Here is a 14,774-nt window from a genome sequence, read left to right on the forward strand (position 1 = left end):
TTTTTCTCCTTTGTCAAATAAAGATTCGTAAAGTTTTTCATCAATCCAAAATAATTAATCTATTATTTTGACTTTTTCAAAGCAAACTCAATCGTCTTCTGAATAACCCTGAACTTCCTGCGATTTTATAAAACCCGCCAATTATGTTCAGCAGAAAAAAACGATACTTTTCCAATTATATCATAATTTAAGGGTCTCTTAATCTTTAACCCGATATTTTCCAGCACTCTAATTTCCTGCAGTTTACTTAACAGATTGACATACAAGTCGTCACCGCTTTGCACCGGAACGAAATTACCGTCGCTGGAATTGAATTTATCCGCAATGCTAAAGTTGAAATTTTCATGTACGACTTCAATACCAGCACGAACTAAAACGCGGATGCAGCAGCCGTTACCGGCACATTCGGCATATTGGAACTCGCGCAGCTGCTTGGAAAAGAGCTCGCTAAATCGGAATTGACTCTTTAACGGAGTAAAAATCTCCATTCTTTTAACTGCACCTTTCTTACGGGAGGTGCAGTTTTTTATTGCGAAATCCCGTCACTAGATTGCGTAAAACCTTCCATTACACTTCATTTCTAATACATCAGTTGATGACAATTATATATTACAAATAACAATTAAATGATAATTATTTATCGGAATTGTGATAAAATAAAATCAAATAGGGAGGGATAAAGATGAAAACTTCTTTGTCTTTAATTGCAGCTGCCATCCTGATGTTCAGTGCTTTTGTATCTCCCGCCAAAGCGATAGTCCTGTTTGATGACGTCTTTGCTGATCACGAGTTTGCTTTCGAAATTGCCTACCTGTACGAAGAAGGAATCATCACGGGGTACCCAGATGGCACCTTCAGGCCAGATGAGCCCATCAAACGGTCCGATGCCGTCGCCATGATTGGACGCGCCCTAAACTTGGATGATACGCCTCGCGTAACCGGCTTTAAAGATGTACCAGCCAGCCATCCGCATTCCGGATATATTGCGTCTGCAGTTGATGAAGGAATCATCGACGGAAATTCGAAACGCAAATTCCGGCCAAATGCAAAAACCACACGTGCCCAAGCGGCTGTCATGCTGGACAGAGCATTCTATTTCCCGGAAGCACCTGATAATGATTTTCGGGATATGAGGAAAAGACATTACGCTTTCGATGCCGTATCCAGAGTGTCCTATGAAGGTGTAATTGACGGTTACCGGAATAATAAATTCCGACCAGACAAAAAAGTCACACGTGCACAATTCGCAGCATTCCTTGCTCGCACCATTGAGCCCATCTTCATTCCTGAAAAACAGGAGTTACTGATGACTGCCAATGAAATACTGGCGGATCTCCAGGCCGAAAACTTTAGAGATGTGGCAGCTCATGTCAGCGCAAGGGATGGATTGAAGTTCTGTCCATACAGCGGAGGAGGTATCGACAGTGGAGGAGTGACGTTGACGAAAGCCCAGGTTCGTGGCTTCATGAACAATCCGAATGAATATTTGTGGGGCTATCAGGACGGCAGTGGTTTCGAGATCAATCTGACGCCTGCCGAATATTACGAAGAGTATTTGCTCAATGCGACTTACACTGCGAAAGAGCGCTATGGACGCACCATTCAGCCAACCACTCATGAGTTCATCCACCGCTTGTATCCCGAAGCAACCATCGTTGAATTTTATTTCCCGGGCACCGCGCAATATGACCAAATGGACTGGCAAAGCCTGAATATGGTTTTCGAGAAGAACCGGCGTGGTGAGTGGAAATTGGTGGCGATCATCAATGACCGCTGGACGATTTAGAGTTTTAAAAGAAAGGAGACTTGAAATCGGTTGATTTCGAGTCTCCTTTTTGACGTAGATCTATACTCTTACCGCAGAGCAATTTAACGATAATGAAAGTAAATAAACCAGATAATCCAGTCTCTCATTATGATTGACTACTAGATATTAATGCACACCAGTTGATTGCTAAAAGTCGAAACCAATTCATCTGGAATCAGGGAACTGCCGATTAAACATCTCAACTAGAAGGTCGATTTAAACTCCACTTTTTAATACTCCCTTTACTAGACTGTCAAAGTCCCACTTGTTTTTTTGAAGTGTAAGGCTATAAAGTTTTTTATCCTGAAGGAATTCTTGCAGCTTAAAGTTTTCATCACTGGATTTATGCAAAGCATGGTCCTCGTTCAAAATATGATTTAATGCTACATCGTATGAAAAGTAAGAAAACTCACTTAGAAAATTATGCATGCCGGTAATCATTTGAAACATTGTTTCTTTATTAACGGTTTCAATCTCTTCAGCATTACCTATGTTAGTAAAGTAAATTTTACGGACAATCGGATTCTCTTTTACATAGTTGTTGGAGATTTTAACCTTTCCAAAAACTTTTTCAGTTGAATTATTTTTTTCAGTACTTATATTATTTAATAGTTCAGAGGACACCCTGATAGATTCAGGAAAATAATACATTTCATTCTCTTTATAAAGAGTAAAATTATCAGAGAAGATCTTATAATCGCTAGTGAAATTTATATAATTTGCAAAACTACTTTTTCCAGATCCATTAAATCCAACAAATAAAATTCCATCCTCCTCTTTATAAACTGAAGAAGCATGAATTACTCCCATATCATACTTTCTATTTAAAATACTCATCAAAGGAAACTGGACTATATATCGAATTATCATCTGATAATTACTATTTCGGATGTTATTGTTTAGTAAATTTCGAAAGGCATGATCTATTCTTTCGTTGTAATAGGCTGTAATATTTAATGAGTTTTCCAGCACTTCTCCTTCGATGAAAAACTCTCTGTCTTTATAAACAAATGAGTTTTTTGAAGTGAAAAGTGTACTGGATAATCTAGAATATCCATCTAATTGTTCTTTTTTAGCCTTTTTAAATATCCTATAGCTTTTAAAGTTTACATTTAACTGAAAACTTTTATCCCCATTTTCCCCCTCTACGCCCTCAAATTCTTTAGAGACTAGACTGATAAATTTATTATCCTCTGATTCTACATTCACTTCGATCTCATGTAAAAAAAATGTTTTTTTCATTTTTTATCCCCCCCTGTTAATTATTAGGTGATTTCAAAAATTAAATTCTAGTTATATGAAAAGAGCAATACAAATAGCTTTATGTGATGTAACTATCAATATATTATATGAATGTTTATCCAATGATTTAAGCCTTTTGACAGATTAGTTTTAAAGCTGTTTAATCGCCGAAGACACACAAAATTTTTAAATTAATCCCACTAATCTCATCCAGGTATTTTTATTCATTATTTTTTTAGGTCTAATTTACCACTAACCTTACAACATATACATTAGCAATAAATTAATTGTAAATCAATAGTTATTATACTTTTCTGAATTTTTTCTAAAAATACAATATTATTTATTCTCTGATCCTTTTCTTGTTGCCTCTGCTCCAAATGGCAATTGCGTTGGACTGGGATGCTTTCTCATCATTTCATATTTTTAACTGTATTTACTATTTGTTCAAGATTGGGTTTTACAAAGCTTGAAAGTTAATTTGAATAAAAATGGAAAGAGGGCTTGAAATCATATGATTTCAAGCCCTCTTTCCATTTCAAAGGTTTTGGACGTGCTCCCTATTTCGCCCAATGGTGCATGAAGAAATAGGCCAAAATTCCAACAACTGCAATGATCGAAAGGATTAGCATCGGCACAAACGCAAAGGTTGCTTCCATTGATACCCTCCTCCTTTTAGTCGTTCATCTTTACTCTTATCATAGAGCAATTTAACAGAAATGAAAACAAATAAATCTGATTATTCAGATATTAATTTACAGGAATTTTCCAGCATACAATTTATATAAGATGAACTAATAATCTATAGTAGCCGAGATATTCCGCAAAACAGCTTCGCTTGCCTGGGGGCTCGCGCTGAGCTAACTCGGTCTCGTTTCACTTCGCCCGAGTGGATCTCAGCACTTCGCTTGCTCCCCATGGCGTCTTCGCTGTTTTGCTCCATATCTCTAGAGATGTCCCTAAGCCCAGGCGAATGCCAACGGAGAAAAAGACGAGTCCTCTTCTCGGGGGCATAATCTTTGCTCTTTTTCATTAATGAAAAATATAATTCTTTACTTCAAATTATATAGCTAAACATACAAAAGCCGCATCCAAAAACCTTTTAGGGTTTTGGATGCGGCTTAATTTGTGTGCGTCTGTAATTTTTGATTCTATTCAAATAACGGCGTTACCGGTTTTTCGTTGTGAACATGCTCAATCGCTTCCGCCAACAGCGGTGCGACGGATAAAATTGTGATTTTTGGCGTCCGTTTCTCTTCCGGTACGTGGATGGTATTGGTGACAACCAGTTCTGTGAGGGCCGAGTCTTCAATGCGTTGAACGGCCTCGCCTGACAGAACAGCATGGGTGCAGCAGGCATAAACCGCTTTTGCACCATTTTCAACGAGGACATTGGCAGCGACCGAGATTGTCGTTGCAGTATCGACGATATCGACGATGATGATGACGTTCTTGCCTTTGATGTCTCCGACAATATTCACCGTTTCGGGCTCACCCGGCTGCATCTGGCGTTTATCGATAAAGCCGATCGGCACGTCCAAATGGTCTGCCAGTTTACGGGCACGTCCCAGCCCTCCGTTGTCCGGCGCTACAACAATTGCGTCTTCTAAGCTCTTGTCAGCGAAATGCTTGGATAGGATTTTACCGCCGCGCAGCTGATCAACCGGCAGATTGAAGAATCCCTGAATTTGAGGCGCATGAAAGTCCATTGTGATGATATGCGTAGCCCCTGCTTTTTCCAGCATATTGGCCACCAATTTTGCCGTAATCGGTTCACGGGAACTCGCTTTTCGGTCCTGGCGCGCATAGCCGTAGTAGGGAATGACCACATTAATGGTATTCGCAGATGCCCGCTTCAACGCGTCAATCATGATCAAGAGTTCCATGACATGTTCATTGCCCGGTTGTGATGTCGATTGCACCAGATAAACGTCTGCCCCCCGGACACTTTCTTCGATATTAATTTGAATTTCTCCATCGCTGAAGTGTTTGATGAAACTTTTACCCAACTGACAGCCAAGAAGATCGGCGATTTCCTGGGCCAATTCCGGATTGGAATTCAAGGTGAAAAGCTTGAAGTTTTTTCTTAATTGATAAGGCAATGGACAGCCTCCTTCTATTATATTAATTTCTTTAATGATAACGCTTTAGCCGCACAATAGCCACTAGTTAATGGTCCTATCATTACTAACGACCTCTTTACGTGTGATAACTACTCCTCTTCGATTTAGCGTTTACACTTGCTGCAAAAGAAGGCAAAATTTCCATAACAATAAATGCCCCTTCCATCTACTGGAGGAGCATTTAAACACCTATTTCCCGTTTAACAAGCGCAGGATTTCTTCTTTATTCTGTTCAAATCCTATAAAATTTGCGGCAAGCTTTTTGCCGAACATTCCCTTTTTATAGAAGGCGAATACTGGCACAATTTTAGCGCCGGATATTTTCTTCATGTCCTCTTCATATGCCGGGTTATCGCCGACATCCCGATGTTGGTAAGGGATGTTATCCTGTGCCAAGTAAGCTTTGGCGTCCTGGCAGTCTGAACAGGTCGGGCGCGTATAGAGTACCAGCTCCATGTTTTTCTCCATTTTGCTTCATCCCCCTTCTGCTAGTTTGCTCTTCTTTATTGTGAATCCATTAAACTGTCGCGGGCTTGAAGTTTTTCAAGCGCAGAGCATTGAGTAAGACCGAAACGGAACTGAAGCTCATCGCTGCTGCGGCAATCATCGGATTCAATAGCGGGCCGCCGAACAGATACAGGATGCCCATGGCAACCGGTATGCCGAGAATGTTATAGGCGAACGCCCAGAACAGGTTTTGCTTGATGTTTTTGATGGTGGATTTGCTCAGCTGAATCGCTGTCGGCACATCCATCAAATCACTGCGCATCAAGACGATGTCCGCGGATTCCATTGCGACATCCGTTCCTGAACCGATCGCGATGCCGATGTCGGCCTGGGCAAGCGCCGGGGCGTCATTGATGCCGTCGCCGGCCATCGCGACTTTTTTGCCTTTGGCCTGCAATTTCTTCACTTCGTTCGCTTTTTCTTCCGGCAGCACTTCGCTCAAGACGTGGTCGATGCCGACTTGCTTGGCGATTGCCGCGGCGGTCAGTTTGTTGTCGCCCGTGAGCATAACCACGTCGACCCCCATTTCCTGGAGCTTCTGAATGGCGTGGACGCTCGACGGTTTTACCGTATCCGCGACTGCGATGATGCCGGCAAATTCGCCGTCCACTGCTGCAAACATCGGGGTTTTCCCTTCGTTGGCCAAGCTGTCGGCCGATGCTGTAAAGTCGCCCAGTGGAATTTGGCGGTCAACCATCAGTTTGAGGTTGCCGAGCAACACTTGCTTTTCTTCAATGAACACTTCGATGCCGTGACCGGGAATGGCCGTAAAGCGTTCGGCTGCATTTATTGCCAACTCTCGTTGCTCTGCACTTTTCACAATCGCTTCGCCGAGCGGATGTTCAGAGCCTTTTTCAGCCGATGCCGCAAGGCTCAAGAGTTTATCTTCCGACAATCCGTCCTGTGCAATCAGCACATCTGTCACTGTCAGTTTCCCTTCAGTAATTGTCCCGGTTTTATCAAAGACAATCGTGTCGATGGCGTGCGTCGTTTCAAGTGCACCTCCACTTTTGATCAAGACACCGTGTTCCGCGCCTTTGCCCGTTCCCACCATTATGGCGGTCGGTGTCGCAAGTCCAAGTGCACATGGGCATGCTATGACCAACACGGAAATCGCAATCGTGAAGGCGAACAACCCTGACTGCCCGCCGAAATACCACGCCAGTCCGGAAATGATTGAAATCGCAATGACGATCGGCACGAAATAGCCGGAAATGATGTCCGCCATTTTGGCGATTGGTGCTTTCGATCCTTGCGCATCTTCCACTAATTTAATGATCTGCGCCAAAGCGGTGTCTTTGCCGACTTTGGTCGCCTCATAGCGGATCGTGCCGTTTTTGTTGATACTTGCTCCAATGACACGGTCGCCGGCAGCTTTTTCGACCGGCATGCTTTCACCTGTCAGCATTGATTCGTCGATTGCTGTTGCACCTTCGACGACAATACCGTCGACCGGCAGCTTTTCGCCGGGTTTAACAATTACCACGTCGCCTGTTTCGACGGCGTCCACGTTGATTTCCGTTTCCACACCGTTACGGACAATAATTGCCGTCTTCGGAGCCATGCCCATCAATTTCTTGATGGCTTCAGACGTTTTCCCTTTGGACAGGGCTTCAAAATATTTACCTAATGTAATCAATGTCAAAATGACCGCAGCCGATTCGTAATAGAGATTCATCGTGTAGCCTGGATTTCCCATAATCACAAAGACCGTCGCAATGACACTATATAAGAATGCCGCACTGGTTCCAAGCGCTATGAGGGAATCCATGTTCGGATGGCCTTTGAATAAAGTCTTGTAGCCGACTGTGAAAAAGCTCTTTCCGAGAATCATCACTGGCGTCGTCAGTACCAGCTGCGCCAGCACAAAGTTCACCGGGTTCAGCATGGGATCAATTACAGCCGGAAGCGGCATGCCGATCATATGCCCCATCGATATTAATAGCAGCGGAATCGTCAAAACGCCGGATAGCCAGAAGCGTCGCCACATCGAATGGATGTGCTGTTCTTTTTTCGCTCGGTCCCCTTCGGCGGTCGATTCACCGTCCACATCTTCGACCGCCGCGTAGCCGGCATCTGCCACTGCCGCTTTGATGTCGTTTACGGAAATTTGTTGCGGGTCAAAGCGGATGACCATTTTCTCCGTCGCCATATTGACGGTCGATTCGTCGACTCCGTCCAGTTTTCTCGTTGCTTTCTCCACTGATTGCACACATGATGCACAAGTCATCCCTTCAATAGTGAATGTTTTCGTCTCAGCGTCGGCGAGCGCTTTATAGCCTGCCTGTTCCACCGCGGCGTAAATCTCTTCTATTGAAATTGCCCCTTCATCAAAGCGGACTTTCAGTTTTTCTGTCGCGAGATTGACGCTCGCTTCGTCTACACCGGTCAATTTTCCGGTGGTTTTTTCAACAGACTGGGCGCACGATGCGCACGTCATCCCTTCTATTGTCAGTAATTTCTCCATTCCGTTTCACCTCATCTATTACAAATTATTGATTGATGCTGCATTTGCACTGGCCCGGCACACAATTGCATGCCACTTCATCGACCGCGTGTTTCTTTTGTTCATCCAAAACGCTCTGGATGAGTTCAACGTCTTCATGCGATAATGTGGCACCTGCCAGCATATCGGCAAGCGTCTTACCCGCCTGCTTGTGACAAATTTGCTCAAAAAACCGATTCGCCGCTGTTTTCACACTGTCTTCTTCACTGATCGCCGCTGAATAAATATATTTATTGCCATGAGGCTCCGCGAGCAGAAAGCCTTTTTTCACGAGCCGTCCGATAAAAGTTTTGGCCGTCGCCGGCTTCCACTGTCTTTTCCGTTCCAACACATCCACGATGTCTTTGCTCGTCGCATTGCCGAGCGTCCAGACAACGCGCATAACTTCACGTTCCGATGTGGTCATTTCCACTTTCTCTTCAATTGTCATTCAAACTACCTCTTTTCGTTTACATTTGTAATCGATTGACCTTAGTTTACAACTGTAATCGTTTCGTGTCAACCCCTTCGCCTGCATCCATTATGTTAGACAATTTCCGTGAATTAATTTTTTAAAGGAAGTTTAGTTCAGTTCGGTCCAATCGCACGTTATAATAAAGAAAAAATGAAAGTTGGGGAATGAATGTCGTTTACGGATTTATCGATTGCTGCTGATACGAAGATTTTGCCCATTCAAGAAATTGCGGAAAGAGCCGGAATTCCGGACGAGGCACTGGAGTTATACGGAAAATACAAAGCGAAAATTAATGTCAATGCCTTGCCCCCTGCTACAGCTCACGGAAAAGTTGTGCTGGTGACAGCGATTAGCCCGACGCCTGCCGGCGAAGGAAAGTCTACCGTAACCGTCGGGCTTGCCGATGCCTTTAATCAATTGAACGAGTCGGTCATGGTTGCGCTGCGCGAACCATCTTTGGGTCCCGTCATGGGCGTAAAAGGCGGCGCGACGGGCGGCGGCTTTGCACAGGTGTTGCCAATGGAAGACATCAATCTGCATTTCACGGGCGACATCCATGCCATCACATCAGCGAATAACGCGCTCGCTGCCTTTATTGATAATCATTTACACCAAGGCAATGCGTTGAACATTGACCCACGGCGCATCACCTGGAAACGCGCTTTGGACATTAATGACCGGGCGCTGCGCCAAGTGACGATCGGTCTCGGCGGACCGGCTGGAGGCATTCCGAGACAAGATGGTTTCGATATTACAGTGGCTTCCGAAATTATGGCGGTGCTGTGCCTCGCCACTTCACTGGACGATTTGAAGGAACGGCTGGCCCAGATGGTCATCGGCTATACGTATGAACGGATGCCGATTATGGTGCGTGACCTCGAAGTTGAAGGCGCACTGACTTTATTGCTGAAAGAAGCATTCAAACCCAATTTGGTGCAAACGATTGAAGGCACACCGGCGATCATCCACGGCGGTCCGTTTGCGAACATTGCCCACGGCTGCAACTCGTTGATGGCGACGAATACCGCGAGAAGGCTTGCGGATATTGTGGTGACCGAAGCGGGATTCGGCGCAGATTTGGGTGCTGAAAAATTCATGCACATCAAATCGCGCAAAGGCGGATTCCATCCGGATGCAGTCGTGATTGTCGCGACTGTGCGGGCATTGAAGATGCACGGCGGGATTGAGAAAAGCCTGCTCGGGGAAGCGGATTCGGATGCGGTCAGACGCGGCATGGTCAATCTCGCCAAACACGTCGATACGATCCGTCAGTTCGGCATCGAGCCGGTCGTGGCGTTGAACCGTTTTGTGACAGATAGTGACTCCGAAATGGCTGAAATCTTGACTTGGGCAGAATCGGCCGGCGTCGCCATTGCGTTGACCAATGTATGGGAGCAAGGCGGAGCCGGTGGTTTGGAATTGGCGAAGCTGGTGAAAGAGGAACTGAATCGTCCGAAAGACTTTTCCCTTCTATATGAGGAAACGGATTCGGTCGAGGAAAAACTGCGTGTGATTGTGCAGAAAGTTTACGGCGGTGCCGATATCCAATTGACGGATAAAGCACAAAAACAGCTGGTGGAATTGAAGAAATACGGTTGGGATGCGCTGCCGATTTGCATGGCAAAAACGCAATATTCTTTGTCCGATCAACCTAAACTGCTCGGACGTCCGGAAGGGTTCACTGTTACGATACGCGAGATCATGCCGAAACTTGGCGCAGGATTTTTGGTATGCCTGACGGGCGACATCATGACAATGCCCGGCCTGCCGAAACAGCCAGCTGCTTTGAAGATGGATGTGGGTACGAATGGTGAGGCAATCGGATTGTTTTAATAGTGTGATCCTCAAAAGCTTGCGGGCTTTTGGGGGTTTTTTTGGTTTTGTGGTTTGGGTTTTTTCGCTTTTCGCAGCAGCGAAAAGCATCAATTATGGGGTTGGGCTGCTGAACGCCGGAATATTTTGTTGAACGCCGGATTATCTCGCTGAACGCCGATATCCGGCTCACCACCCACTCCCACAAGAAGAATACCCCTCTCTCCAAGCACTCTCTGAAGAACAAATCCTTTTTCCATTCACTATTTGATTAAAAGCTATAGAAAAAGGACGTAATGGATGCTTTTCGCCAAAGCGAAAAGCGATAAAGGGCAAAACAAACCAGACATTACCCTCTCGAAAAATATTTTGAATTATCAAACAACTAATGAGCTGTAATGCTATAATTTATTTACATTAACGATAGGGGTGGAAATTATAAAAGAAAAAATTGAGCTTTTGCCGCATTCGCAGGCCATTATGCATTTAATTGGAAGACTTCATGAAAAACATCCTCAGAAAGAGTATCTTGAAAATCAGCATCACCGGAAATCGGCCGGTGAGCGCGGCGAAAGCAAACTGCAAAAGAAATTCAAGGAGTTTCATCTGGACGAAGATTATCATGCACTATGGGATATCGGGTTAAAACAAGGCGAATGGATTACGCAGTTCGATGGTCTCCTTCTGACGGACAAATGCATCATAATCCTGGAGTCGAAAAACATCAGCGACGATCTGCATTTTGAGGAAAAGACGGGTGAATTTATTCGGACGAATCCAAAAGGCGAACGGTTGATTCTTGAAAATCCTGTATTTCAGTTGAATAAGAATATCCGTTTTTTGAGACAATGGTTCATGCAGAGAAAGCTTGATATTGCAGTGAAAGGCCTGATCGTATTCACGGCCGGCAATTGTATTTTCCACTCGAAGCCTGCGGGCGCTTCATTGTGCAAAACTTATCAGATGAACGAGTATCTCTACAAAGTTCTTCAATCCACTCCTCAAGATTCCGCACCTTTGAAAATTAATAAAATCAAGCGAATGATCGAAGCCAATCATACTCCGTATGCAAGAAAGCCACTTTGCGATACTTATCAGATCAGTTACGATGACTTGACGAAAGGCATTTTTTGTCCGAACTGTCGGGGTTATCAGATGGAGCGCAGCAAAAGAAATTGGATTTGCCGTGACTGCAAAACGAAAAATGCCACCGCGCACCACTTTGCTTTGCAGGAGTACTTTACGTTTGTGAATGACAGTATTACGAATAAAGAGTTACGCGCTTTTTGTTTAATCGAGTCGGCTGCCACAGCAAATAGAATTTTGATGAAATATGACTTTCTAATTTCTGGTGAAAATAAAGCGCGTCAATATCGAATAAAAGAGTAACATCTGCCGCCGCCTAAAAAGCGGTTTTTTTGTGTGTAAATTGCTGAACGTTGATATATTCTTCCGAGCGTTGATATAATTTTTTGAACGTTGATATATTCTCCTGAACGTAGATATAATCTGCTGAACGTTGATATATTCTCCTGAGCGCCGATATCCGCCACTTCACCCACTCCATCAAACCAAATCCCCGTCTCCCGGAGCCCTATCTGAAGAAAAAACGCATCAACTAACCACTTTCTGATCAAAACCAATAGAGAAAATGACAAAATGGATGCTTTTCGCAGGCGAAAAGCGTGAAAACCTCCCTAAGCATTTCGCCAATTTATGTCGACAAGCCCTTTCGCTTTTAATCCATAAAAAACTACACCTCCATCGCCAGGTTTCCCTACCAATTTCGGTGCAGTTCTGTATTCAGCATATGGGTTCATTTTGATAACAATAGTGTCGTGGTGTGATTTCAGCCCTTCACTGTCCCCGTGGACCGGGTATCTTTCCCCTTTTTGTATTGCTTGTAGCCGTTGATGAACTCCTGGTACATTTGCAAATACGTTTTCGGCGGGTTATCCATTCTTTTCTCTTCTTTAATAATAGCAGTCATCCAATTCATCCTCCTCAGTATTGTTCGTTGCAATCATTGGTCACAAGGAAAAGCAGGCAGATAATAAACGCTTCAGGGCAACTTCCGGATCATGGGATACGTTGGATAAGCACCGCTCCTTTCATTTATATAAGTGCGCTAAGCGCTTTTGAAAGGCGCGCAGCGAAATCTTCGAATGGTTCGTGAGATTTTAAACGCAGGCAATAAATTCCGCGTTCCATCGACAGGTTTTGTGAATAAGTGATTGGAAAAGATTTAGGATGCTTGATAAGTGCTTGTGTGAAAACGGGTAGTTCTTCTGGCAGAAGATAAACTTCAGCTCTATTCAAATCTTCCATATCATGCCGGAAAATTTGAAAGGGATCCGACCTTGCCCAGTCGGCATGTTTTTTGCGGCTTTTGCGCAGCTTGCCCAACCTTTTCTTTTTCAGTCGCCAAAAGTCTGTGTTCAATTCCACTTCGCTGCCCAAAAATCCGTTTGTGTTCTCAGCTGTCAATACCAGGGAATTCATTCCTGCCACTCGATTCACTCCTTCTATTTATCTATCTTTGCCAATTAAAAAACTAATGACAATTTCGGATTATTACTTTTTGTCTATACTGAGCAAAAATGTATTATTTTTAACTCGTTTATCAATACATTAAACCTATATCATGGGCTAAAATATGTAAAGTGGTTTCAAAGAATTCTTATAATTCAGAAATCTTTATATTTTTCTTGTATACTTTTCCCTTCATTAGGTTATACAAGAGAAAAACGACTCAGCAGTATCATCTCCCCCATGTGCACGATTATTTGCTTTATAAATTGTTGTTAAACGTTCACTGCCGTGCAGAAAGTTTCGTTTTTTTCTGATGAAAGACAAAATTTTTTACGCTAAATCCCTCTGGCGGATTTTTTCTTTAGAGTGAATAAAACCTGTTTATCTGCAAAATAAATAACGCTAAAATAATGTTTTTTCAAAAATAATTTTGAGCCAAATTTCAAAAATGATGGCGTTCGATCCGGTTAGATTTCCCCGGGAGTCCCTTGTTGTTTCTTTTTCAATGCATTTATGACTATTTTGATTTCTGTATAAATATAAAGAAGCTGCATCCGAAAACCAGTAAGGTTTTCGGATGCAGCTTGATTTGGATGCATTATTTACTTGTAAACTGAATTGGATTGTATCCCCTGGAATTAAAGTCAATTAATCTAAAATAGTCGTACTATACATTCTTCTTATCTTTTCCTCATATTGCTCAGTTAAAAAAATGGATTTCTCTAAATAATCTTCAGCTCTTCTTTCATACTCATCGGCGGCTTCAATATATTCCTCTTCTCCAGTCTCCATAAACAAGCCGATGTTTGAAGCCATATTTTTATGTTCGGCTAAAGCTTTGAGCAAGAGTACATGCTCATATTCATAATAAATTGGAGGTTTTACGTCCTCCAGTATTTCAGCGAATCTCACAAAGTAATTTTCCAATTCGTTTGCCGGTTCGACCAGTTGCTTAAACTCGTCTGACCAGTAAGGATCCCAGCCAACATCAACACCAGAGAAGTCTATGGAATTCATATAATTTTCCATCGCCAAATTGCTTTTCACCAACAACTCAATGGCTAATGCTTCGTATTCCTGCTCGGTCAACTGTTTTGGCGTATTCATGTAAACCATTGCAACTATGACTGCAGCGATGAGTACTCCAATGACTTTAATATTATACTTCGTTTTTTTCTTATTCGGAATAAAAACTGCACTCTGCGGCTCTGTATCCGCAGGGTTCGCATCATCAGGCGACTGAATAGTTTTCATGCCGCATTTCCCGCAAAATCGTGCATTGGCTTCAAGTGTATTTCCGCATTGTGTACAAAATCTCATGTTTTCCTCCTGGTGATTTGTATTTGATAATAGTTAAATTTTACTATGAAGAAATAAAAATGGCAATATTATACAGAAAATTACTAATGAACGCAATTTCATATTTTATCACCCATCAAAGAGAAATGATAAAATGCAGCAATTGGATTGCTGCTCCGTGGTTTACTTAGTTTATTTCTTTATGGATATATTCGATTGGATAATGCGAAAATCTTTCTCCCCTAAATTGTCTCCTCCGTGGGATAGGGGGTTATTAAATGATCAAAATTCTCCGCTCAATAAATTTTGCTGTTGGTTTTTTCGCTTTTCGCCCGCGAAAAGCAGCCATTTGTCTTTTAGTTTTGGGTTTTGAAAGAAGAATGGTGGAAAATAAGGCGCCTTTTCGCTAAAAGCCGCTTCCAGGGTTGCTTTCGGGGGTTCGCTGGCCGGAGGAAATGCGTAATCCGGCGTTCAGGGCGATATTCCGGCGTC

The 14,774-nt window shown here is 43.2% G+C and carries 12 protein-coding genes and 1 pseudogene; 5 read left to right on the top strand and 8 right to left on the bottom strand.

What is annotated here, in order from left to right; all coding sequences use genetic code 11:
* Window positions 1–278: 278 nt before the first annotated feature.
* Window positions 279–470 (top strand): annotated as a pseudogene (locus tag DHX103_RS03480) (alpha-L-glutamate ligase); the annotation flags it as partial.
* Window positions 471–682: 212 nt separating this feature from the next.
* The gene (locus tag DHX103_RS03485; protein ID WP_422123884.1) at window positions 683–1,786 is read left to right on the top strand and encodes an S-layer homology domain-containing protein; all 1,104 of its coding nucleotides are present in this window, start codon (window positions 683–685) and stop codon (window positions 1,784–1,786) included.
* 237 nt (window positions 1,787–2,023) lie between these two features.
* Here DHX103_RS03485 and DHX103_RS03490 read toward each other — a convergent pair whose 3' ends face one another.
* The 5 genes from DHX103_RS03490 to DHX103_RS03510 all read right to left on the bottom strand — a co-directional run bounded on the left by DHX103_RS03490 (window position 2,024) and on the right by DHX103_RS03510 (window position 8,615).
* The gene (locus tag DHX103_RS03490) at window positions 2,024–3,049 is read right to left on the bottom strand and encodes a hypothetical protein (protein ID WP_422123885.1); all 1,026 of its coding nucleotides are present in this window, start codon (window positions 3,047–3,049) and stop codon (window positions 2,024–2,026) included.
* Window positions 3,050–4,200: 1,151 nt separating this feature from the next.
* Entirely contained in the window at window positions 4,201–5,151 is a 951-nt protein-coding gene (locus tag DHX103_RS03495; protein ID WP_422123886.1) for a ribose-phosphate diphosphokinase, read from the bottom strand.
* Between the two features lie 210 nt (window positions 5,152–5,361).
* Window positions 5,362–5,640 (bottom strand): glutaredoxin family protein, encoded by a 279-nt coding sequence (locus DHX103_RS03500; protein ID WP_422123887.1) that lies wholly within the window; start codon window positions 5,638–5,640, stop codon window positions 5,362–5,364.
* Window positions 5,641–5,689: 49 nt separating this feature from the next.
* Window positions 5,690–8,146 (bottom strand): heavy metal translocating P-type ATPase, encoded by a 2,457-nt coding sequence (locus DHX103_RS03505; protein ID WP_422123888.1) that lies wholly within the window; start codon window positions 8,144–8,146, stop codon window positions 5,690–5,692.
* Between the two features lie 25 nt (window positions 8,147–8,171).
* On the bottom strand, window positions 8,172–8,615 hold the full coding sequence (locus tag DHX103_RS03510; RefSeq protein WP_422123889.1) for a CopY/TcrY family copper transport repressor: 444 nt from the start codon (window positions 8,613–8,615) through the stop codon (window positions 8,172–8,174).
* A gap of 192 nt (window positions 8,616–8,807) precedes the next feature.
* Here DHX103_RS03510 and DHX103_RS03515 point away from each other — a divergent pair, with 192 nt between their 5' ends.
* On the top strand, window positions 8,808–10,472 hold the full coding sequence (locus DHX103_RS03515) for a formate--tetrahydrofolate ligase (RefSeq protein WP_422123890.1): 1,665 nt from the start codon (window positions 8,808–8,810) through the stop codon (window positions 10,470–10,472).
* Between the two features lie 459 nt (window positions 10,473–10,931).
* Window positions 10,932–11,840, top strand: coding sequence for a nuclease-related domain-containing protein (locus tag DHX103_RS03520; protein WP_422123891.1), 909 nt, complete (start codon window positions 10,932–10,934; stop codon window positions 11,838–11,840).
* Window positions 11,841–12,300: 460 nt separating this feature from the next.
* Here the strand turns inward: DHX103_RS03520 and DHX103_RS03525 are convergent, their stop codons facing one another.
* The 3 genes from DHX103_RS03525 to DHX103_RS03535 all read right to left on the bottom strand — a co-directional run bounded on the left by DHX103_RS03525 (window position 12,301) and on the right by DHX103_RS03535 (window position 14,303).
* The gene (locus DHX103_RS03525; RefSeq protein ID WP_422123892.1) at window positions 12,301–12,441 is read right to left on the bottom strand and encodes a hypothetical protein; all 141 of its coding nucleotides are present in this window, start codon (window positions 12,439–12,441) and stop codon (window positions 12,301–12,303) included.
* 125 nt (window positions 12,442–12,566) lie between these two features.
* Entirely contained in the window at window positions 12,567–12,953 is a 387-nt protein-coding gene (locus DHX103_RS03530; protein ID WP_422124716.1) for a hypothetical protein, read from the bottom strand.
* Between the two features lie 678 nt (window positions 12,954–13,631).
* Window positions 13,632–14,303 carry a zinc-ribbon domain-containing protein gene (locus DHX103_RS03535; RefSeq protein ID WP_422123893.1) on the bottom strand — a complete coding sequence of 224 codons (672 nt, stop codon included), beginning with the start codon at window positions 14,301–14,303 and terminating at the stop codon, window positions 13,632–13,634.
* Between the two features lie 257 nt (window positions 14,304–14,560).
* Here DHX103_RS03535 and DHX103_RS03540 point away from each other — a divergent pair, with 257 nt between their 5' ends.
* Window positions 14,561–14,692, top strand: a complete 132-nt coding sequence (locus DHX103_RS03540) for a hypothetical protein (protein ID WP_422123894.1) — start codon at window positions 14,561–14,563, stop codon at window positions 14,690–14,692.
* Window positions 14,693–14,774 lie beyond the last annotated feature (82 nt).

The sequence above is a fragment of the Planococcus daihaiensis genome (assembly GCF_049262615.1).
GTDB lineage: Bacteria > Bacillota > Bacilli > Bacillales_A > Planococcaceae > Planococcus.

Excerpts from the sequence above, each read along its gene's own strand:
- DHX103_RS03500 (WP_422123887.1), bottom strand. The coding sequence starts at position 5,640 with ATGGAGAAAAACATGGAGCTGGTACTCTATACGCGCCCGACCTGTTCA.
- DHX103_RS03520 (WP_422123891.1), top strand. The coding sequence starts at position 10,932 with ATGCATTTAATTGGAAGACTTCATGAAAAACATCCTCAGAAAGAGTAT.
- DHX103_RS03525 (WP_422123892.1), bottom strand. The coding sequence starts at position 12,441 with ATGACTGCTATTATTAAAGAAGAGAAAAGAATGGATAACCCGCCGAAA.
- DHX103_RS03485 (WP_422123884.1), top strand. The coding sequence starts at position 683 with ATGAAAACTTCTTTGTCTTTAATTGCAGCTGCCATCCTGATGTTCAGT.
- DHX103_RS03530 (WP_422124716.1), bottom strand. The coding sequence starts at position 12,953 with ATGAATTCCCTGGTATTGACAGCTGAGAACACAAACGGATTTTTGGGC.
- DHX103_RS03540 (WP_422123894.1), top strand. The coding sequence starts at position 14,561 with ATGATCAAAATTCTCCGCTCAATAAATTTTGCTGTTGGTTTTTTCGCT.
- DHX103_RS03510 (WP_422123889.1), bottom strand. The coding sequence starts at position 8,615 with ATGACAATTGAAGAGAAAGTGGAAATGACCACATCGGAACGTGAAGTT.
- DHX103_RS03515 (WP_422123890.1), top strand. The coding sequence starts at position 8,808 with ATGTCGTTTACGGATTTATCGATTGCTGCTGATACGAAGATTTTGCCC.
- DHX103_RS03535 (WP_422123893.1), bottom strand. The coding sequence starts at position 14,303 with ATGAGATTTTGTACACAATGCGGAAATACACTTGAAGCCAATGCACGA.
- DHX103_RS03505 (WP_422123888.1), bottom strand. The coding sequence starts at position 8,146 with ATGGAGAAATTACTGACAATAGAAGGGATGACGTGCGCATCGTGCGCC.
- DHX103_RS03490 (WP_422123885.1), bottom strand. The coding sequence starts at position 3,049 with ATGAAAAAAACATTTTTTTTACATGAGATCGAAGTGAATGTAGAATCA.